The following is a 19227-nucleotide window of genomic DNA, read 5'->3' on the forward strand; positions in this document are numbered from 1 at the left end:
CGATGTACGGCGGCTCCTCCCCGCACCGGAGCCGGGCACCCCGCCGGGGGTGATCTGATGGGGCCGTGCGCAGACCCGTCCTCACCCCGCAGCAGGAAGACCGCGCGATCGCCCTCCTCGGGCTGCTCGGCGGCCTGGTGCTGATCGCGTTCCGGGTGTACGAGGAGCCCGCGACCGTCCCCCGCTGGGCGGTGCTGGCGCCGCTGCTGGTGACGGCGGCCCTGGAGCCGTTCCGGCGCCGCCGGCCGGTCCTGACCGTGACGGTCGGCGGGCTGGCCTTCGCCGTGAGCGTCTTCTACGGCGCGCTGCTGGCGACCACCATCATGTACACCGACCTGCTCTACGCGGCGGTGATCTACGGCAGCCGCCGGATGTCGCGCGTCCTGCACCTGAGCGGTGGCGTCTCGGTGCTGGTGCTCAGCACCCTGACGCTGGTCTACACCGACGCCCCGAAGGCGATCGCGGTGATGGTGGTCACCGCGTTGATCTTCCTGGGGCCGGTGTGGACCGGTGACGTCGTGCGCAAGCACCGTCAGGAGGCGGAGAACGAGCGGCTGCGGGCCGAGCAGACCGCGCTGCTCTCCGAGATGGACCGGCGGGAGGCGGTGGGTGCCGAACGGGCCAGGATGGCAAGGGAGTTGCACGACGTGGTGGCCAACCACCTGTCCGCCATCGCGATCCATGCCACCGGCGCGCAGTCGCTGGCCCGCCGTCAGCGGCGGCCCGAGGACGATCCGCTGGTGGCGGCGCTGGCGGTGATCCGGGAGAACAGCGTCCAGGGTTTGGCCGAAATGCGCCGGATGATCGGCCTGTTGCGGGACAGCGGCGGGGGAGCGGTCGACGAGTCCTACACCGCGCCCGACCTGGCCGCGGTGGACAGTCTGCTGGCCAAGGCCGGGGCGGCCGGGCAGGACGTCGGGCTGGCCTTCGAGCTGACCGAGCGGGGCGAGCGCGGCGAACTGCCGGCGCCGGTCGGGCTGGCGGCGTACCGGATCGTCCAGGAGTCGCTGACCAACGCGCTCAAGCACGCCGGGCCGGGGACGGTCCGGCTGCTCCTGGAGTTCGGGGCGGACGAGCTGCGGATCGCCGTCGACAGCCCGTACCGCGGTGGCGAGGACCGGCGGCTGCCGGGTGCGCGGGCCGGTCTGGTGGGCATGGCGGAACGGGCCGGGCTGCTCGGCGGCAGCTTCGAGGCGGGCCCGGGCGGAGGGCTCTGGAGCGTGCGCGCGGTGCTGCCGCGCGCACTGGTGACGGAGAAGGGCGAGGGACGGGCATGACGATCCGGGTGCTGGTGGCGGAGGACCAGGCGGCCGTCCGGGCGGCGCTGGTGATGATCCTGCGGGCCGAGCCGGACATCGAGGTGGCCGGGCAGGCCGCCGACGGCGAGGAGGCGGTACGGCTGGCGCTGGAGCTGCGTCCGGACGTCGTCCTGATGGACGTCCAGATGCCCCGGCTGGACGGCGTCTCGGCGACCCGGGAGGTGGTGGCCGCCGGGGCGGCCCAGGTGCTGGTGCTGACCACCTTCGACCTGGACGAGTACGTCTACGGCGCGCTGCGGGCCGGCGCGGCCGGGTTCCTGCTGAAGGACCTGGAGGCGGACACCCTGGTCGAGGGCATCCGCACGGTGGCGCGGGGGGACGGCATGCTGGCGCCCTCGGTGACCCGGCGGCTGATCGGCACCTTCACCCGCCCGGAGCGGACGGTGGGGCCCGACGTACGGGCGCTGGTGGCCGGGCTGACGCCGCGCGAGCGCGAGGTGCTGGCCTGTGTCGGCGCGGGGCTGTCCAACGGCGAGATCGCGGGCCGGCTGGAGATGGCGGAGGCGACCACCAAGACGCATGTCAGCCGGATCCTGGCCAAGCTGCGGCTGCGCAGCCGGGTGCAGGCGGCGATCCTGGCGCAGGACCTCGGGCTGACCGTCTGAGCATCGGACGGTCCTGCCGTCCGACCTTTCGGTGACGGACCGGGTCGGGCACAGATCACACTCTCGATTGGCACCACGGGGCCGTCGCGGGCATTAGAGTCCGCGCATGAGCGACGCGGCTCCAGGTGGGTGATCCCTGCCCTGAGCCGCCTTCAGGGCCCGCCCGCAGGGCGGCGACGGCATCCGGGAGACCAGCCATGAGCAACGCGTCCAGCAAGCAGATCGCCGTGATCGGGGCCGGCCTGATGGGGGCCGGCATCGCCCAGGTCTCCGCGCAGGCCGGGCACCCGGTCGTGCTGCGGGACGTCACCGAGGAGGCGCTGCAGCGCGGTCTCGCGGGCATCCGCGCCTCGTACGACAAGTTCGTCGCCAAGGGGAGGCTCAGCGCCGGGGACGCCGAGGCGGCGCTCGGCCGGATCACCACCACCACCGACCTGGGCGCCGTCGCCGAGGCCGACATCGTGGTCGAGGCGGTCTTCGAGCAGCTGGACGTCAAGGAGGGCGTCTTCAGGGAGCTCGACAAGCTCGCCAAGGACGGCGCGGTGCTGGCCTCCAACACCTCCGCCATCCCGATCACCCGGATCGCCGCCGCCACCCGGCGCCCCGAGTCGGTCGTCGGCGTGCACTTCTTCTCGCCGGTGCCGCTGATGAAGCTGGTCGAGCTGGTGCGCGGCTACAAGACCAGCGACGAGACGCTGGCCGCCGCCCGGGCCTTCGCCGAGGGCGTCGGCAAGGACGTCGTCGTCGTCAACCGCGACGTGGCCGGCTTCGTCACCACCCGTCTGATCACCGCGCTGGTCGTCGAGGCCGCCAAGCTGTACGAGTCGGGCGTCGCCACCGCCGAGGACATCGACACCGCCTGCCGGCTCGGTTTCGGCCACCCGATGGGCCCGCTGGAGACCGCGGACCTCACCGGCGTCGACATCCTGCTGCACGCCGCCCGCAACATCTACGCCGAGACCCAGGACGAGAAGTTCGCCCCGCCGGAGATCATGGCCCGCATGGTCACCGCCGGTGACCTGGGCCGCAAGAGCGGCCGGGGCTTCTACCCGCACCCGGGCGCGTGAGCTCCGCAGACGAATGACCGGGGCGGCCGCGCGGTCGTGGCACCGCGTGGCAGGCCCGGCCGGAGCCGGGTGAGTTTCCTCACGCCGGTGCCGCAGACGGGTGATTTGGGCGGGAATCGAGCGTAGGTATGGAGACTTACTGCGTATATTCCCTCGGACGAGTGAAGTTGACTCAGATCTGGCCTGAACCAGCAACCTGTGGTGCTGGTTCGCCGTCAGATCAGGGGGAACCCGGCATTCCGGCCGGGCCCGGGCGCGGGGCTACAGGCCCGCCCGGATGGACACCCCGCCTCCAGGCCCGGCGCGGCCGGGGCGGAACGACCCGGTACCAGGATTGCCAGGCCGAGGAGGAGAGCATGCGCATCACCGGCGACCAGACGGCGCTGGCCATCGAAGGCCGCCTCGACGTGCGCACCGCCGCCGACGCGCGGGCCCGGCTGCACCAGGCCGTCGACGGCGGCCGGGGCGACCTCGTGCTCGACCTCGCCCGGCTGGAGTTCTGGGACGCGACCGGTCTCGGCGTGATCATGGGCACCCACCGGCGGGCCGGCCGGATCGGCCGCCGGCTCGTCCTGCGCTCCGTCCCGGCCCAGCTCCAGCGGCTGCTGGTGGCCACCCGGCTGCACCGCATCCTCGCCGTGGACGGTGTCGTCGCCGAGCCGCTCGGCGCCACCCTGCCCGCGCTGGGGCCGGTGCTGTAGGGCCCGTCCGGGAGGTCCCGCCGGGCGTGCGCGGCGCATCGCCGGACCGGCCCTCCGCCCGCTCCGCCCGCCTCGCCGGGACGGCCCGGTGCCCGGGGCGGGACCGCCCTGCACCGGCGGGCGCGGATGTGCAAGAGTCTGCCCTCAGGAAGACGGCCGCCGGGGCCAGGTCCGGCTCCCCAGCCTTCGGCCGGGAGCCGCCCCGACCCGTACGCGGCCGTACGCAGTCGTCGGCCGGTCGGCGTGGGGCGCCGGACGGCCGGGCATGGGGCGGGGAGCAGAACGTGGGACAGCCATCCGGTGAGTTCCGGCAGGAGGCCGTGCGCATCCGGGGCGGTGAGCTGGTCTCCGGCGGCCTGCTGGTGAGCGTCGGCACCCCGGACGGCTCCGAGGCACGGCCCTGCCCCGAGGAGTGGCGGCCCCGCCCCCGCCGGATCGGGCGTACCGAGCCCGCCCGCGGCCCGGTCGGCGGCCCGGGCCGCGCGGTCGGACCGCTCGCCCTCGGCGCCGGGCCCGCCGACCTGCCGCTGCTCGACCGCGAGGCCGACACGGCCCGGCTGCTCGCCCTGCTCGCCGAGGGCCGCTCGATACGCCTGGTCGGCCAGGCCGGCTCGGGCCGCAGCGCCCTGCTGTCCGCCGTGGCCGAGGCGGCCGGCGACCTCGCCCCCGGCGGCGTCGTCCAGCTCTGCGGCCACCGCCGCACCGCCGCCGATCTGCTCCAGGACCTCTTCGCCGCCACCCATCACGCCCCCGGCTACCGGCCGGATCCGGGCACGCTCGCCGAGCACCTCGCCCAGGTCGGCGCGGTGGTGGTGATCGACGAGGTCGAACCGGCCGGGCCCGAGCTGGAGCGGCTGCTCGCCGCCGCCCCCGACTGCGCCTTCCTGATCTCCGTCGCCCCCGACGGCCCGGTCCTGCCGCCCGGCTCCCGGCTCCAGGACCACCTCGTCGCCGGGCTCTCCCGGTCCGCCTGTCTCGGGCTCGCCGCCCGGCTGGCCGGCCGGCCGCTGGACGAGACCGAGAAGGCCTGGGCGGTCGACCTCTGGTTCGAGTCCGAGGGCCTGCCGCTGCGCTTCGTCCAGGCCGCCGCGCTGCTGCGGCAGCGGGATGTCGCGGTGGACGCGCTGGTCGCGGCCGAGGAGGACCGGCTGGACGTCTTCGGCGCGGTCCGGGAGCCCGTCCACGACCCCGACCCCGCGGTCCGCGAAGGCGCGCTGCGCCGGACCGTCCCGCTGCCGTCCGTCGCCGAGAGCGCCTCGCCCGCCGTCCGGCTCGCCGAGGGCCTGAGCGAGCCCGCACAGGCCGTGCTGCGCCTCGCCGTCGCGCTCGGCGGCGAGTGCCCGACCGCGCCGCACCTGCCCGCGCTGATCGACGTCGGCCAGGGCGAGAACGCGCTGCACGAACTCGCCGACGCCGGGCTCGCGGTGTCCATCGGCGGCCATCACCGGCTGACCGCGGGCGCGCTCGAACTCCTCGCCCCGCACTGGCCGGCCCGCGACAGCGTGGACGGCGCCGCCCAGCACTTCGCCTGGTGGGTCGGGCACAGCTCGGTCTCCACCGAACAGATCGCCGCCGAGGCGGAGGTGGTGATCGGCGCGCTGCTGGCCGACCGGGCCGCCGGCCGGACGGCCTCGGTGCTGCGGCTGGCCCGGGCCGCCGCCCCCGCGCTGGCGCTGGCGCTGCGCTGGGGGGCCTGGGAGCGTGCGCTCGAGCTGGGCCTGGAGGCCGCCCGCCGGGCCGGCTCGCAGGCCGACGAGGCCTGGTTCCACCACGAGTTGGGCGTGTACGCGATCTGTGCCCGGGAGCCTGCCAGGGCGGTGGCCGAGCTGGAGGCCGCGCTCGCCCTGCGGGCCGCTCTCGGTGAGCAGCGCGGGGTCGTCGCCGCCGGCCGGATGCTCGACCTGCTGCGCGCCGACGGCCGCCGGCTGCCGGCCGCCGAGCCGTCCGGCCCGGCGCCCGTGCGGCGCCCCGGCATCAGGTCGATAGCCCAGGTGCCCTGGCGGTTCAAGACCACCCCCGGCACGGCCGGCCACAAGCGGCGCACCGTGGTCGCCGCCTCGGCGGCCGTGCTCGCGCTCGGGGTGCTCGGCACGGCGGTCGCGCTGAGCGTCGCCGGCCCGGAGGAGCACAAGGGCACCGATCCGCACAGCAGCACCGACGACGGTTCCGGCCTGCCCGGCACCCCGGTCCTGCCGCGCTCCGGCACCAGCCCCCGTCCGACCGCCTCCGGCGGCACCGACGTACCGGGCGACCCGGGCGAATCGGGGGAGCCTGCGACGGCGGACCGGACGAGCCCCACGCCGTCGGCGACCACCACTACGCCGTCGCACTCGCCGTCCACGACGAAGAAGCCCACCAGGTCGCCGAGCGCGACGGAGGAGAGCCCGCAGCCGCCGGCCTCCGGAGCGCCGCCGCAGCCGCCGGTGGTTCCGCCGGCGCAGCCACCGAGCCAGCCATCGGGCCAGCCGACCGCGCCGGCGAGTACCCCTCCGTCGGACCCGCCGACGAGCGCGGTACCCACGACGCCGTCCGGGTCGGCCTCACCGCCGACCGGAACCCCCTCGCCGCCCGGGACGCCCCGGTAGGGACCGGTGGGGTGGGGAACAGCCGGTCAGAACAGCTTCAGCTTGTCGTCGTCGATGCCGCGCAGCCCGTCGTAGTCCAGCACCACGCAGCCGATGCCCCGGTCGGTGGCCAGCACCCGGGCCTGGGGCTTGATCTCCTGCGCGGCGAAGACGCCCTTCACCGGGGCGAGCAGCGGATCCCGGTTGAGCAGCTCCAGGTAGCGGGTGAGCTGCTCGACGCCGTCGATCTCGCCGCGCCGCTTGATCTCGACGGCGACGGTCGCCCCGTCCGCGTCGCGGCAGAGGATGTCGACCGGGCCGATGGCGGTCGGGTACTCGCGGCGGATCAGTGACCAGCCGGTGCCGAGCACCTCCATCCGGTCCGCCAGCAGCTCCTGGAGATGCGCTTCGACACCGTCCTTGATCAGACCCGGGTCGACCCCGAGTTCGTGGGACGAGTCGTGCAGCACCTCCTCCAGCGTGATGATGAGCTTCTCACCGGCCTTGTTCACCACCGTCCAGATCCCGTCGGCCTCCTTGAGAGCGCACGGCGGGGACATCCAGTTGAGCGGCTTGTAGGCGCGGTCGTCGGCATGGATGCTGACGCTGCCGTCGGCCTTGACCAGGATGAGCCTGGTGGCGGAGGGCAGATGGGCGGAGAGCCGACCGGCATAGTCGACTGAGCAGCGGGCAATTACGAGACGCACGGTCGACCACGCTAGCCCACCGGGGCCAGTTGATGCGATTCCGCGACGCCCGGGTGAAGAAAGCACGAACCCCGCGAACATGGAGGCCCGGCGGTCCGAGGACTGCCCGCCGCGCTCTGGCGCTCACACCCATGGGCCGCTACCGTGTGTGACGGCATGCTTGCGGGAGCGCTGTCAACGGGGACGGAGACTTCAGATGAACGATCCGACGGGATCTGGCCAATCTGGTGCACCGAGGCGTATTTCCGGAGGAATCCGCAGGAATAACCGGCTGGGCCCACCGTTGGCTGCCACGCTGTTCTGAGCGGTCGGCGCCCTCGACACGTCCTGCGGCGCCGCCGCCCTCGCACGGTGCCGGAAACAGCCGTTCGACGGTGTTCCGGACATCACGCGCGATTCGCCCACCCTCACCCTCAGCTTGGACTACGCATCACCACCCGGGCGCCGCGCGGGTGGACCGCGAGAGGAGAATCCATGTCGCTCGACGTCTCACCGGCCCTGCTGGAGAAGGCCGAGCGGGGCGAGGTCGACGAGCGGGAATTCGTCGACTGCGTCCGCGTCTCCCTGCCGTACGCCTGGGAGTTGATCAGCTCGCTGGTCGCCCAGGCGAAGGTCGACGGCACCGACTTCGCCGACAACCAGGTACCGCCGCCCGGCGAGCAGGCCCGCGGCCAGCTCCTCCGGGCCCTCGCCAGTGATGCCATCCGGGGTGCCCTGCAGCGGCACTTCGGCGTCCGGCTGGCCTTTCAGAACTGTCACCGGGTGGCGGTGTTCCTGCCCTCGGACGCCAACGAGGCGCGGTTCGACCGTTTCACCTCCGTCCGGGAACAGTTGCTCAACCAGTCCGAGGAACTCCGGGACTGCTGACCGGCCGCCGGGCCGTGTCGGAACGCCACCGGGCCGCTCCGCCTCCTGACCGGAGGAGGGGCGGCCCGGGCCGTTCGACGGCCTCCCCACCGGCCCCCGCCGGCCCCCGTGTCCGCACCGCCCGTCGGGCACCGGTCAGCCGAGCTGCGGCAGCACTTCGGAGCCGAGCCGGGCGATGTTGTGCAGCGTCGCGTCGCGGTCGCCGCTGCCCTCGGCCAGCAGCGCGAAGCGGCGGATGCCCGTCCGCTCGGCGGTGGCCAGCAGCCGGTCGGCGCACTGCTTCGGCGTACCCACCGCGTGCAGGTCGCAGAGCAGCTCGGTGTACTCGCGCGGGTCGCGCATCTTGCGTTCCCGTCCGTCGACCGTCCGGTGTGCCCCGAGCCCGTACTCGAACCAGCCGGGCATCGCGCGCAGCAGGGTGGCCCGGGCGGCCGAGGTGCGGTCCTCGACCTGGGCCACGCCGGCCGCGACATGCTGGCGGCCGACCCGGCGCAGCTGCTCCTCGCCGCGCCCGGCGGCCAGCCAGGCGGTCCGGTACAGCTCCAGCATGCGCAGCTTGTCCTCGTCGCCGGAGTGCATGCCCAGCAGCATCGGCAGGCCGCGTTCGGCGGCGAGCCTGACCCCGCCGGGTGAGGTGCAGGCGACCACCACCGGCGGGCCGGCCACCGGCCGCCCGCTGCTGCCGAGCTCCCCGTCGGGGCCGTCGGCGTCCTTGCGCTGGCGCGGGAACCGCAGCAGCCCGGCCTGATCGCCGAGGCCCAGCCAGGATCCGAGGCCGGGGCGGCGGGGCGGCTCGGCGGCCCGGGGCACCACGGCCACCTCGGGGAAGCTGAACTGCGGGCCGTCCGCGCCCACCCGGGAGCCGCGCAGCCACCGCAGCAGCAGGTCGAGCCGCTCCGGGAAGCCCTGCTCGAAGGCGTCGACGCCGCCGCCGAAGACGTCCAGGTCGATCCAGGGCCCGCCGCGGCCCACCCCGAGCGTGAACCGCCCCTCCGAGGTGAGGTTCAGCAGCGCGGCCTGCTCGCCGAGCGTCACCGGGTGGGCGGTGGAGAGCACACTGACCGCCGTGCCGATGCCGATCCGGCGGGTGCGGCCGAGCAGCAGCGCGGCGAGCGTGGCGGCGTTCGGGCAGACCCCGTACGGGACGAAGTGGTGCTCGGCGAGCCAGACGCTGTCCAGGCCCGCGCGCTCGGCCTCGACGGCGGCCCGGACGGTGCGGTCCAGCGCCTCGCCGTGGGTCTGCCCGGGGAACTGCGCCGAGAGCAGGAACGCGCCGACCCGTACCGGCGCGGTGTCCGCGGGAAGTACGGCGGCCCGCTGGGGGGTGGGCAGCGGGGTGTCGGACACGGCCGTCACCCCGGCGGCGGACGTCAGCGCGGGGCCGGGGGCGGGCGGCCGGACCCCGACGGGCCGACGGGTCGTGGCTCGGGGGCTGGTCTTGGTCATCGGTGGGCCTCCTCGGGTGCGCGCAGGGTCTGCGGGCCCCGCCTGTCCCCTCGTGAGTAGCCCATGTCATGTGCCAATGGCACGCTGAACCCTGAATTTCTCTGGAGAACGGGTGGATATCACCGGAAACACCGAAGTGCCGGACGATGCCGTGATAGGGGCCCGGGGGAGGAGTTCCCGGCCGTAGGCTGGAACGGTTTCGAACCCCCGCAGAGAGGTAGCCAGACGTGTCGCCCCGCCGCAACCGGATCAAGAGCGCAGCCGACCGCGAGGCCTCGGAGCCGGCCGCCCCGCTCGGCGGCTCGCTGCGCCGCACGGAGACCTACCAGGGCGACGAGTGGGTGGTGCAGACGGTGGCCGGGACGGCCGGCCGCTACTACCGCTGCCCCGGCTGCGACCAGGAGATCCCGCCGGGCGTCGGCCACGTGGTGGCCTGGCCGGCGCACGGTGCCGGGGTGGACGACCGCCGGCACTGGCACCGGGCCTGCTGGGGCGCCCGCGACCGCCGGGCCTCCAACGTCCAGCGCGGCCGCGGCGCCCCGCGGTACTGAGACCGGCGGGGCGCCGCGTCGGGGCCCGGGAGACCGGGGGGCTCAGGCGTCGCGGTTCTTCAGCACCAGCGCCCCGCCGACCAGCGCGGCCAGCGTCCAGGCCAGGCAGATCAGGAAGCCGGCCCAGGGACCGTACGGCTGGCCGTGCTGCTCGTAGACCAGCATCATCCGCGAACCCGAGTAGTCGGGGAAGTAGTGGGCGAGCGTGCTGACCTTCGGCACCGCCGAGAGGATCGGCGAGAGCAGGAAGAAGAACGGCACCAGCACGCCCAGGGCCAGCGTCTGGTTGTGCAGCATCGCGGTGACGCCGGCCGAGAAGAGACAGAGCATCGTCAGATAGAGCGCCGCGCCGAACACCGCGCGCAGCACGTGCGGTTCGCCGAGGCCGGTGGAGTGGTCGCCGAGCAGCGCCTGGCCGGCGAAGAACGTGAGGAACGCGGTGACCAGCGAGACCGCCAGGGCCAGCGTGCCGAGGACCACCGCCTTGCCGGTGAGCAGGGTGCCGCGCTGGGGGACGGCGGCCAGGGTGACCCTGATCATCCCGCTGCTGTACTCGTTGCCGACCGCCAGCACCCCGAAGACGATGATGGCGAGCTCGCCGAGGATGATGCCGGAGAAGGCGGTACCGGTCGCGTCGAACGGGGTCTGCTCGTTGCGGTGGAACTCGGTGAAGTTGTTGTTGGTCAGCAGGGACAGCAGCGCGCCGAGGCCGAGGGTGACCACGAAGGTCAGCGCGAGCGTCCAGACCGTGGAGCGGACGCTGCGGATCTTCGTCCACTCGGAGCGCAGGACCGCCGGGAAGGACGCCATCTCAGTTCTCCTCCTGCCGGGCCGGCACGGTCTTCCGCGCCGCGCCGTCGTCGTGCCACCGGGCGCCCCAGGCGCCGGGCGCGCCGGCCGCGTCGAAGCCCTCGCCGGCCCCGGCGTGGTACTCCACGGAGTCGGCCGTCATCTGCATGAACGCGTCCTCCAGTGAGGCCTGCTGGGGGCTGAGCTCGTGCAGCACCACGCCGTGGACGGCGGCCAGTTCACCGAGCGCCGCGAGGTTGCCGTCGACCACCTCGTACGAGCCGTCGGGGCCGGGTTCGCCGCGCAGCCCGGCGCCGGCCAGCGCGTCCAGCAGGAGCTCCGGCTGCGGGGTGCGCAGCCGGACGGCGGACCGGGAGTTGCGCCGGATGAACTCGGGCATCGGCAGGTCGGCGAGGAGCCGGCCCCGGCCGATGACGACCAGGTGGTCGGCGGTGACGGCCATCTCGCTCATCAGGTGGGAGGAGACGAAGACGGTCCGGCCCTCGGCGGCGAGGCGCTTCATCAGGTTGCGGATCCAGAGGATGCCCTCCGGGTCGAGCCCGTTGACCGGTTCGTCGAACATCACGATCTCCGGGTCGCCGAGGAGCGCCGAGGCGATGCCCAGGCGCTGGCCCATGCCGAGGGAGAAGCCGCGGGCGCGTTTGCGGGCGACGGAGGTGAGACCGACCAGGCTGAGCACCTCGTCCACCCGGCCGGTCGGGATGCGGTTGCTCTGGGCGAGCCAGAGCAGGTGGTCGCGGGCGGTGCGGCCGGGGTGGACGGCCTTGGCCTCCAGCAGCGCGCCGATGTACTTGAGCGGCTCGCTGAGCTGTCCGTACCGCTTGCCGTCGATGGTGACGCGGCCGGAGGTGGGTCGGTCGAGGTCGAGGATCATGCGCATCGTGGTGGACTTGCCCGCGCCGTTGGGGCCGAGGAAACCGGTGACCACGCCCTGCGGGACCTGGAAGCTCAGCCGGTCGACGGCGAGGGTCGTGCCGTAACGTTTTGTCAGGTCGTGCAACTCGATCATTCGCGCTCCCTTACTCTCCGTCAGGATATGACAAAGCGGACATGGCGGCCCGCTGAGTGGGCCCGCCGGGTGCGCCGAACTACGGTGGGCCCATGACCCAGCTCCCCTCCGCATTGTCGGTCCGCGAGAGCGGCACCGGAACACCTCTCGTGCTGCTGCACGCCTTTCCGCACAACGCCTCGATGTGGTCCGCGCAACTGGACACCCTGCCCGGACTGACCGGCGACGAGGCCCGCGTCCTCGCCCCCGACCAGCGCGGCTTCGGCGGCACCGGGCTGGGCACCGACGAGCCCTCGCTGGACGCCGTCGCCGACGATGTCGCGCTGCTGCTGGACGCGGCCGGCATCGAACGGGCGGTGGTCGGCGGGCTCTCGATGGGCGGGTACGTGGCGCTGGCCTTCGCCCGCCGCCACCCGCGGCGGCTGGCCGGCCTGCTGCTGGCCAACACCAGGGCCACCGCCGACACCGAGGCGGCCCGGGCCAACCGCGAGCGGATCGCCGCCGCCGTCCTGGCCCGGGACAGCGTCCGGCTGCTGCTCGACGAGCGGACGGCGGCCGGGCAGCTCGGGCCGGACTCCGGGCACCTGGTGGAGCGGGTGGAGGGGATGATCGCGGAGGCGTCACCGGCGGCCGTCGCCTGGGCGCAGCGGGCGATGGCGGCCCGGCCGGACGCCCTGGACGTGCTGGCCGGGGTACGGGTGCCGACCGCCGTGGTGGCGGGGGAGAAGGACGGCCTGACGCCGCTGTCCGAGGCCGAGCTGATGGTCCGGGCCAGGCCGGACGCCGAGCTGACCGTCGTCCCGGGCGTGGGGCACCTGAGCGCGCTGGAGGCGCCGGAGGCGTTCGACGCGGCGGTGCGCAGACTGCTGGCGCGGGTCGCCGGATGAGTGGCGACGCGGCGGGCTGGGACTTCTCGGCGCTGGAGGTGACCGGCCGGATGCCCGTCACCAACCGCGGCGAGGCGCTGGTCGAGCTGACCCTGGAGCCGCTCGGCGAGGACTACTGGATGCGGCCCGGGGAGACGTTCATCGTCACCTCGTACGGGGACTACGGCCCCGGGCACCCCTTCGAGGTGCAGTACTGGCCGGACTCGGTGACGGTCTGGTGCACCTCGTGGTTCGGCACCGTGTCGGACGACGAGGGCAACCAGCTGAGCAGCGGGTACCAGCGGCCGGACGGCGCGTACCCGCGCTGAGCGCGGTGGCTGTGATGGCCGCGGTGGCCGCGGTGGCCGCGGTGGCCGCGGTGGGCGGGGTGGGCGGGGTGCCGGACGGGCCGGTCCCCGCCCACCGTGATCCGGCGCGATCCGGCGGACCGGCCGGGGCCGGGCGGGCGGCGGGACTGGCGGGGAACCAGAACAGGCCCCCACCCGGGCGGGTGAGGGCCTGTCGGTGATGCGTCAGCGCGACTGCTGGGCGGGCACGCCCATGCTGTCGTCGTTCGGCAGCGAGGCGGCGGCCACGGCCGCGCCGGTCAGCGTCGCCAGCATCTCGCGGACGTTGGTCAGCTGGGCGTTGATGCTGTCGCGGCGGTTGGTGAGCGCCGCCAGCTCGCGCTCGGATTCGCTGCGGATCCGGTCGGCCTTGGCGTTGGCGTCGGCCACGATGTCCTCGGACTGGCGCTGGGCCGTCTCGACGGTCTGGCGGGCGCGGCGCTCGGCGTCGGTGCGCAGCTTCTCGGCCTCCAGGCGCAGCTGCTCGGCCCGGTGCTCGATCTCGGCGAGGCGCTTCTCGGCCTTGGCCTGACGGGCGGCCAGGTCGCGCTCGGACTGCTCGCGGCGCTTGGCCAGGTTGGTCTCGAACTCCAGCGCGGCCTGGGCGGCCTTGGTGCGGGTCTCCTCGAAGAGGGCGTCCGCCTCCTCGCGCTTGTTCTGGGCGTCCTTGTTGGCCTCGGCGCGCAGCTGGGCGCTGTCGCTCTTGGCCTTGTCGACGATCCGCAGACCCTCGTCCTCCGCCTTGGCCTTGCGGTCCTTGGCGTAGTTCTCGGCCTCGCTGCGCACCTGCTGGGAGGCCGCCTCGGCCAGCTCGCGGTGCTGCTCGGCGGCGCGGTGCGCCTCCTCGCGCAGGTCCTTGGCCTCCTCCTCGGCGAGCCGCAGGATCTTCTCGACCCGGGCGCCGAGACCGGCGTAGGAGGGCTCCGTCTCCGTGACCGCCGCCTGGGCGGTCTGGGTCTCGAGGTGGAGCTCCTCGATGCGCTTCTCCAGCGCACTGATCCGGGTCAAGGCACTGTCACGGTCGGCCACCAGCTTGGTGATCCGCTCGTCGACCTGGGCGCGCTCGTACCCACGGCGCACCAGGTCGAAGCCGTGAGGGGAGTGACTGTCGCTCATGGGGTTCTGGGCTTCCTGTCGTCAAACCGCTGAGGTGGTTGAGGGAATCCTGACACGTTACCGGAGTGTCGTCGGCGAAATGCCGTTGCATCGCGGAGAATGTCCGCTCAATCGGGTGGTGCGCCACCGGAGCGATTGCCACCCGACCGGGGGGCGCCCACTCCGGCACCGGCCTTGGCACCCCCGTCCTTCTTGTTGCTGCTTCCCCCGTTGGTCTGTGCGACCGGTGACGGCGCCTCGAACGCCTCCAGCGCGGACAGCACGTCCTGCACCCTGGAGATCTCGGTGTTGATGTCCTTGCGGCGCCGCACCAGTTCGTCCAGCTCGCGCCGGCCCTCGCCGGTGACCCGCTTCGCCTCGGCCCGGGCCTCGGTGAGGAGCCGCTCGGCCTCCGCCTTCGCCAGCTCGATCTGCTCGTCCGCGGTCTCGTCGGCGGCCCGCAGCCGCTTCTCCGCCTCGGTCGAGGCGGCTTCGACCCGCTCCTCCGCGTCGTCCTGGGCGGACTTCAGCTTGGCCTCGGCCTTGACGATCAGGGCCTCGGCGCGGCTGGTGGAGTCGGCGAGCTTGGTCTCGGCCTCCTTCAGCAGGCCCTCCGCCTTGCGGACGGCCGAGATCCGGACCTTGCTGGCCTCGGCGGACGCCTGCGAGGTCAGCTCGTTGGCGCGCTCCTCGGCGGCCGCGACCAGCGCCGCCGCCCGGTCCTCGGCCTCGGCGACGGTGGCCACCGCCTGTTCCTCGGCCTCGGTCAGCTGCTCCTGAGCGGCCGTCACCAGGGCGTCCACCCGCTCGCCGGCCGACTTCATCGCCTGCGCGTTCTCCTTGCGGGCGCGCTCGTGCAGCGCCTCGACCTCGGCGTCGGTGCGCTCGCGCAGCTCCTCGGCGCGCTCGCGGATCGCGGTGGCGTCCCGGCGGGCCTCGGAGAGCAGCGCGTCGGCGTCCGCCCGGCCCTTCTCGACCTCGTTCTGGCCGGCCGCCTCGCCGGCGGCGACCAGCCGGTCGGCCTCCTTGCGAGCGGCAGCGACCATCGCGTCCGCCTGCTCCTCGGCGGCGGCGGTGGTGGCCAGTGCGGTGGTCTGGGCGTCCTCGCCGAGTGCCTCGGCGTCCGCGAAGGCCTTCTCCAGAACGGAGTTGGCCTGGTCCCGGGTGGCCCGGTCGAACTGCTCGGCGGCCTCGCGGGTGTCGGCGTCGTAGGCGTCGGCCCGGGCGTGGGTGGCGGTGTCGTAGTCGTCCGCGAGGGTCCGGGTGGCCAGCGCGTACTCCTCGGCCTCCGCCCGCAGCGAGGCGGCGAACTCCTCCGCCTCGGCGATCGTGGCGGCGGCCCGCTCCTCGGCGGCGGCCACCGTCCGGGCGGCCAGCGCCTCGGACTCGGCGCGCTGCTGGTCGGCGGCCTCCTGGGCGGCGCGCAGCTCGGCCTCGGCGTCGGCGCGCAGCTGTTCGTCGTAGGCCTGGGCCTCGACGCGCTGGTGGGCCAGTTCGGACTCGACCGCCTCGCGTTCGGCGGCCAGCTCCAGCGCGGTCTGCTCGCGCAGCGCGGCCACCTCGGCGGCGGTCCTGGCCCGCAGATCGGTGGTCTCCCGCTCGGCGAGGGCGCGCTGCTCGGCGGTCTCGCGGTCGGCCAGGGCCCGCTGCTCGGCGGTCTCCTGGTCGGCGGCCTCGTGCAGCTCGGCGACGGCGCGGTCGGTCCGCTCGCGGAGTTCGGTGGTCTCCCGCTCCGCCAGTGCCCGCAGTTCGGTGGTCTCGCGGTCGGCGGTGTCGCGCAGCTCGGCGGCGTCCTGCTCGGCCCGGTCGCGGACCTCGGTGGCCTCCCGCTCGGCGGTGGCCCGCTGCTCGGCGATCTGCTGCGAGGCGGCCTCGTACATACCGGCCACCGACTGGCGGACCTCGGCGGCCTCGTCCTCGGCGACGGCGACCAGCTCGGCGCCCTCGGCCTTGGCGGCGGCGACGAGCTCCTCGCCGTCGACGCGGGCCTGCTCCAGCACCCCCGCCGCCTCGGTGCGGATGTTCTGGGCGGTGGCGCGGGCCTCGGACAGCTCCCGCCCGGCCTCGGCGCGGACGGTCGAGGCCTGCTCGGCGGCCAGGGCCAGCTCGGCCTCGGCCTTCTCGCGCACCGCCTTCGCCGCGGCCGCGGCCTCGGTCCGCCGCCGCTCGGCGGCGGCCTTGGCGGCCTCCAGGGCCTGTTCGGCCTCGGCCCGGAGGCGGGTGGTCTCTGCGGCGGTCTGCTCGGTGAGTTCGGTGGCGGCCTGTTCGGCTTCGGTGCGGACGCGGGTGGCGTGGGTTTCGGCGGCCTCGCGCTGCGCGGCGGTTTCCGCGGCGGTGCGCTCGGTGAGTTCGGTGGCGGCCTGTTCGGCTTCGGCCTGGAGGCGGGTGGTCTCCGCGGCCGTGTGCTCGGTGAGTTCGGCTGCGGCCTGTTCGGCTTCGGTGCGGACGCGGGTGGCGTGGGTTTCGGCGGCCTCGCGCTGCGCGGCGGTCTCCGCGGCCGTCCGTTCGGTGAGTTCGGTGGCGGCTTGTTCAGCGTCGGTGCGGACGCGGGTGGCGTGGGTTTCGGCGGCCTCGCGCTGCGCGGCGGTCTCCGCGGCCGTCCGTTCGGTGAGCTCGGCGGCGGCCTGCTCGGCCTGCTCGCGTGCGGCCTTGGCGGCGGCCAGGTGCTCGGCGGTCTCCTCGCGCTCGCGGAGCAGCCCGTCGGAGGCCTCCTCGCGCTCGCGCCGGCTCTCCTCGCGCAGCGCGTCGGCGGCCGCCTCGGCCTCGCCACGGGAGCGGGCCAGCTCGGCGTCGGTCTCGGTGCGCAGCCGCTCGGAGTCGGCCACCGCGGCGTCCAGGACGGCTGCGGCCTCGGCCTGCGCGTCGGCCCGGACGGCCTCGGCCGAGGCGTTCGCCTCGGCGCGCACCCGATGGTCGAACTCGGTTGCCTCGCGGCGCAGTTCGGCGGTCTCGCGCTCGGCGGCGGTCCGGTTCTCGGCGGCCGCTGCCTTGGCGGCGGCCAGCGCGTCCTGGCCCTGCTGCTCGGCGGTGGCGGTGATCTTCTCGGCCTCGGCCCGGGCCCGGGTGAGGGTCTGCTCGGCGCGGCTCTGGGTCTCGGCGGCCTGCTCCTTGGCCTGGGCGCGCAGCCGCTCGATCTCACCGGCCGCACCGGCCCGCAGCTCGTCCGCGTCGGCCTTGGCCCTGGTGAGCAGCTCCTCGGCGGTCTTCGCCGACTCCTCGATCTGCACGACGGCCTGGCGGCGGGCCTCGCCGCGCACCCGGTCGGCCTCGGCGGCCGCCTGGGAGCGCAGCTCCTCGGCCTCGGCGCGCAGCCGGGCGGCCTCGTCCTGCATCTGCTGCACCCGCTCGCGGATGCCGGCGGCGTCGTCCAGCGCGGCGTTCTGGGCCTGCTCGACGGCGGCCTGCGCCTGCTCGCGCAGCCGCTCGGCCTCGGCGGCGGCCTCGGTCCGGATCCGCTCGGCCTCGGCGGCCGCCTCGCTCCGGGCGGTGCCGGCGTCCTGGTCGGCCCGGGCGAGCACCTCCTCGGCCGTCTTGGCGGCCTTGGCGAGGTGGACGGTGGCGTCCTTGGCGCCGGCCGCCCGGCCCTCCTCCTCGGCCTCGGCACGCAGCTGTGCGGCGGCGGCCTCGGCCTGGGCCCGCAGCTCCGCGACATCGCGCTCGGCGGTGGCGCGCAGCTCGGCGATGGCGGCCTCGGCCTCGGCCCGCAGCTGGCCGGCCACCGACTCGGCGGTGGCGCGCAGCCGCTCGCTCTCCTCGGCGGCGGCGGCCTTGGCGGCCTCCGCCTCGGCCTTCTTGGTGGCGGCCTCGGCCTTGATGGCCTCGGCTTCCTTGGTGGCGACGGCGACCATCCGGGCGACCTCGGCCCGGGCGGTCTGCGAGCGCTGCTCGTTGGCGGCCTCGCCGTCGGCGACCTTGCGCTCGGCGGCGGCCTCGGCGTCGGCCTGGAGCTGTTCGGCGGCGACCTCGGCCTGGGCCCGCAGTTCGGCGGCCTCCCGGCGGGTGCGTTCGGCCTCGGCGATCGCTTCGGCGCGCAGCCGTTCTATCTCGGCCTGGGCGTGGGCGAGCTCCTGCTCGGCGCGGGCCTGCTCGGCGGCGGCCTGCTCCTTGAGCCGGCCGATCTCGGCCTGGGCGGAGGCGAGCTGCTGTCCGGCGGCGGCGTGGGCACCGGCCAGCTGCTGCTGGGCCTCGCCGCGCGCGGCGTTGACGTCCGCGGCGGCCTGGGCGCTGGCCTGCTGGGCCTGCTCGGAGGCGGCGCGCAGCAGTCGCTGGGCGTCGCTCTGGGCCCGCTGGAGGGCGGCCTCGGCGGCGGCCTGGGCCTCGCCGCGGGCGGCGTCCACGTCGGCGGCGGTCTGGGCGCGGGCCTGGTCGGCGAGGGCGGTGGCCTCGGCCCGGGCGGCGGCCATCATCCGCTCGGACTCGGCGCGGGCCTCCTGGAGCAGGCGCTGGGCCTCCTGCTCGGTGCCGGCCCGGGTCTGCTCGGCCCAGTTGACGTTCTCGTTGACGTGCTGCTCGGCGCTGCGGCGCAGCTCGGCGAGCTCCTCCTCGAGCTGGCGGCGGCGGGCGGTGAGCTCGGCCTCCAGCCGGGCGGTGCGCTCGGCGGCCTCGGCCATCAGCCGCTGGGTGGCCGCCTGGGAGTCGCGCAGCTGCCGTTCGGCGTCGGCGCGCAGCTGCTGGGCCTGCATCTCGGCGGTGCGGAGCATCTGCTCGGCCTGGCCGGAAACGGCGTCGAAGGCGCGCGGCTGGGCGAGCATGCGACGGGACTCGTGCAGCTTGGCCCGGAGCACCTCCACCTGGTAGGCGAGGTCCTCGGCATGCTCGACTGACTTGTCCCGCTCCTTGCGAGTCCGATCCATCTCGGCCTCGAACTGGGAGAGGTGATCGTCAACCTCGTAGCGGTCGTAGCCCCGCACTCCGCGGTCCCATCCATCTCCTGGTCGCGTCCTCGACCCGGCCGGTTCGGGTTCCCGCTTGTCCGGGGCCCGGTCCGACTGGTCCTTGCATCCGCAGCCGGTGGACGGCCCCCTCTGGTCGGGGGCGTCCGCCACGGTCGTCGGAGCCCTGGCCGTGGAAGCGCGGTGGTTCCGCGTTCCCCCGTCCGAGTGGACTCCTGGGCGAACTCTTGCCTTGTGGAGAATATGGTGACAGATCCGAACTGAGACTGTTCAGCCGTGCCCGCGTAATGGACTCCCCTGCGACGGGCCGGCCACCCCGGGGGCGGACGGCCTGTCATCGGCCGTGCTCGTCGTCCCCGTCCCCCGGAGTCTTCGCGCACT

General features: G+C 74.8%; 15 protein-coding genes. 9 read left to right on the forward strand and 6 right to left on the reverse strand.

Going from position 1 to position 19227, the window contains the following annotated elements; all coding sequences use genetic code 11:
• Positions 1-65 precede the first annotated feature (65 nt).
• The 5 genes from ACIQIB_RS15685 to ACIQIB_RS15705 all read left to right on the forward strand — a co-directional run bounded on the left by ACIQIB_RS15685 (position 66) and on the right by ACIQIB_RS15705 (position 6277).
• Complete coding sequence (locus tag ACIQIB_RS15685) at positions 66-1277, forward strand: sensor histidine kinase (RefSeq protein ID WP_400758391.1); 1212 nt, start codon at positions 66-68, stop codon at positions 1275-1277.
• A complete protein-coding gene (locus ACIQIB_RS15690; RefSeq protein ID WP_363604820.1) occupies positions 1274-1924 on the forward strand; it encodes a response regulator transcription factor in 651 nt (216 codons plus the stop codon). Before ACIQIB_RS15685 ends, ACIQIB_RS15690 begins: the two co-directional genes overlap by 4 nt.
• Positions 1925-2121: 197 nt before the next feature.
• Positions 2122-2991 carry a 3-hydroxyacyl-CoA dehydrogenase family protein gene (locus ACIQIB_RS15695; RefSeq protein ID WP_400758394.1) on the forward strand — a complete coding sequence of 290 codons (870 nt, stop codon included), beginning with the start codon at positions 2122-2124 and terminating at the stop codon, positions 2989-2991.
• Positions 2992-3347: 356 nt separating this feature from the next.
• Positions 3348-3692 (forward strand): STAS domain-containing protein, encoded by a 345-nt coding sequence (locus ACIQIB_RS15700; RefSeq protein ID WP_363604824.1) that lies wholly within the window; start codon positions 3348-3350, stop codon positions 3690-3692.
• Between the two features lie 284 nt (positions 3693-3976).
• The gene (locus tag ACIQIB_RS15705) at positions 3977-6277 is read left to right on the forward strand and encodes an ATP-binding protein (RefSeq protein WP_400758396.1); all 2301 of its coding nucleotides are present in this window, start codon (positions 3977-3979) and stop codon (positions 6275-6277) included.
• 26 nt (positions 6278-6303) lie between these two features.
• Here the strand turns inward: ACIQIB_RS15705 and nucS are convergent, their stop codons facing one another.
• A complete protein-coding gene (nucS, locus tag ACIQIB_RS15710; RefSeq protein WP_363604827.1) occupies positions 6304-6963 on the reverse strand; it encodes an endonuclease NucS in 660 nt (219 codons plus the stop codon).
• 474 nt (positions 6964-7437) lie between these two features.
• Between nucS and ACIQIB_RS15715 the strand changes: the two genes are divergently transcribed.
• Positions 7438-7830, forward strand: a complete 393-nt coding sequence (locus ACIQIB_RS15715; protein WP_363604828.1) for an SCO5389 family protein — start codon at positions 7438-7440, stop codon at positions 7828-7830.
• Between the two features lie 135 nt (positions 7831-7965).
• On the opposite strand, the gene ACIQIB_RS15720 is transcribed toward ACIQIB_RS15715, so the two are convergent.
• The gene (locus ACIQIB_RS15720) at positions 7966-9276 is read right to left on the reverse strand and encodes an LLM class flavin-dependent oxidoreductase (RefSeq protein WP_400758398.1); all 1311 of its coding nucleotides are present in this window, start codon (positions 9274-9276) and stop codon (positions 7966-7968) included.
• Between the two features lie 227 nt (positions 9277-9503).
• Here ACIQIB_RS15720 and ACIQIB_RS15725 point away from each other — a divergent pair, with 227 nt between their 5' ends.
• Positions 9504-9827 (forward strand): ATP/GTP-binding protein, encoded by a 324-nt coding sequence (locus tag ACIQIB_RS15725; protein ID WP_363604831.1) that lies wholly within the window; start codon positions 9504-9506, stop codon positions 9825-9827.
• 42 nt (positions 9828-9869) lie between these two features.
• Here the strand turns inward: ACIQIB_RS15725 and ACIQIB_RS15730 are convergent, their stop codons facing one another.
• Positions 9870-10637 (reverse strand): ABC transporter permease subunit, encoded by a 768-nt coding sequence (locus ACIQIB_RS15730; RefSeq protein ID WP_363604832.1) that lies wholly within the window; start codon positions 10635-10637, stop codon positions 9870-9872.
• Position 10638: 1 nt separating this feature from the next.
• Entirely contained in the window at positions 10639-11646 is a 1008-nt protein-coding gene (locus ACIQIB_RS15735) for an ATP-binding cassette domain-containing protein (RefSeq protein ID WP_363604834.1), read from the reverse strand.
• Between the two features lie 92 nt (positions 11647-11738).
• Here ACIQIB_RS15735 and ACIQIB_RS15740 point away from each other — a divergent pair, with 92 nt between their 5' ends.
• Positions 11739-12533, forward strand: coding sequence for an alpha/beta fold hydrolase (locus ACIQIB_RS15740; RefSeq protein ID WP_400758400.1), 795 nt, complete (start codon positions 11739-11741; stop codon positions 12531-12533).
• Positions 12530-12841, forward strand: a complete 312-nt coding sequence (locus ACIQIB_RS15745; RefSeq protein WP_363604838.1) for a hypothetical protein — start codon at positions 12530-12532, stop codon at positions 12839-12841. Before ACIQIB_RS15740 ends, ACIQIB_RS15745 begins: the two co-directional genes overlap by 4 nt.
• Before the next feature lie 204 nt (positions 12842-13045).
• Here the strand turns inward: ACIQIB_RS15745 and ACIQIB_RS15750 are convergent, their stop codons facing one another.
• Together ACIQIB_RS15750 and ACIQIB_RS15755 are read right to left on the reverse strand one after the other, a co-directional pair.
• On the reverse strand, positions 13046-13975 hold the full coding sequence (locus ACIQIB_RS15750; RefSeq protein ID WP_363604839.1) for a cellulose-binding protein: 930 nt from the start codon (positions 13973-13975) through the stop codon (positions 13046-13048).
• Between the two features lie 107 nt (positions 13976-14082).
• Complete coding sequence (locus ACIQIB_RS15755; protein ID WP_400758402.1) at positions 14083-18864, reverse strand: hypothetical protein; 4782 nt, start codon at positions 18862-18864, stop codon at positions 14083-14085.
• Positions 18865-19227 lie beyond the last annotated feature (363 nt).

This window comes from Kitasatospora sp. NPDC092286 (genome assembly GCF_044755565.1).
Lineage (GTDB): Bacteria > Actinomycetota > Actinomycetes > Streptomycetales > Streptomycetaceae > Kitasatospora.

Excerpts from the sequence above, each read along its gene's own strand:
- ACIQIB_RS15690 (WP_363604820.1), top strand. The coding sequence starts at position 1,274 with ATGACGATCCGGGTGCTGGTGGCGGAGGACCAGGCGGCCGTCCGGGCG.
- ACIQIB_RS15695 (WP_400758394.1), top strand. The coding sequence starts at position 2,122 with ATGAGCAACGCGTCCAGCAAGCAGATCGCCGTGATCGGGGCCGGCCTG.
- ACIQIB_RS15700 (WP_363604824.1), top strand. The coding sequence starts at position 3,348 with ATGCGCATCACCGGCGACCAGACGGCGCTGGCCATCGAAGGCCGCCTC.
- ACIQIB_RS15715 (WP_363604828.1), top strand. The coding sequence starts at position 7,438 with ATGTCGCTCGACGTCTCACCGGCCCTGCTGGAGAAGGCCGAGCGGGGC.
- ACIQIB_RS15720 (WP_400758398.1), bottom strand. The coding sequence starts at position 9,276 with ATGACCAAGACCAGCCCCCGAGCCACGACCCGTCGGCCCGTCGGGGTC.
- ACIQIB_RS15730 (WP_363604832.1), bottom strand. The coding sequence starts at position 10,637 with ATGGCGTCCTTCCCGGCGGTCCTGCGCTCCGAGTGGACGAAGATCCGC.
- ACIQIB_RS15735 (WP_363604834.1), bottom strand. The coding sequence starts at position 11,646 with ATGATCGAGTTGCACGACCTGACAAAACGTTACGGCACGACCCTCGCC.
- ACIQIB_RS15740 (WP_400758400.1), top strand. The coding sequence starts at position 11,739 with ATGACCCAGCTCCCCTCCGCATTGTCGGTCCGCGAGAGCGGCACCGGA.
- ACIQIB_RS15745 (WP_363604838.1), top strand. The coding sequence starts at position 12,530 with ATGAGTGGCGACGCGGCGGGCTGGGACTTCTCGGCGCTGGAGGTGACC.
- ACIQIB_RS15750 (WP_363604839.1), bottom strand. The coding sequence starts at position 13,975 with ATGAGCGACAGTCACTCCCCTCACGGCTTCGACCTGGTGCGCCGTGGG.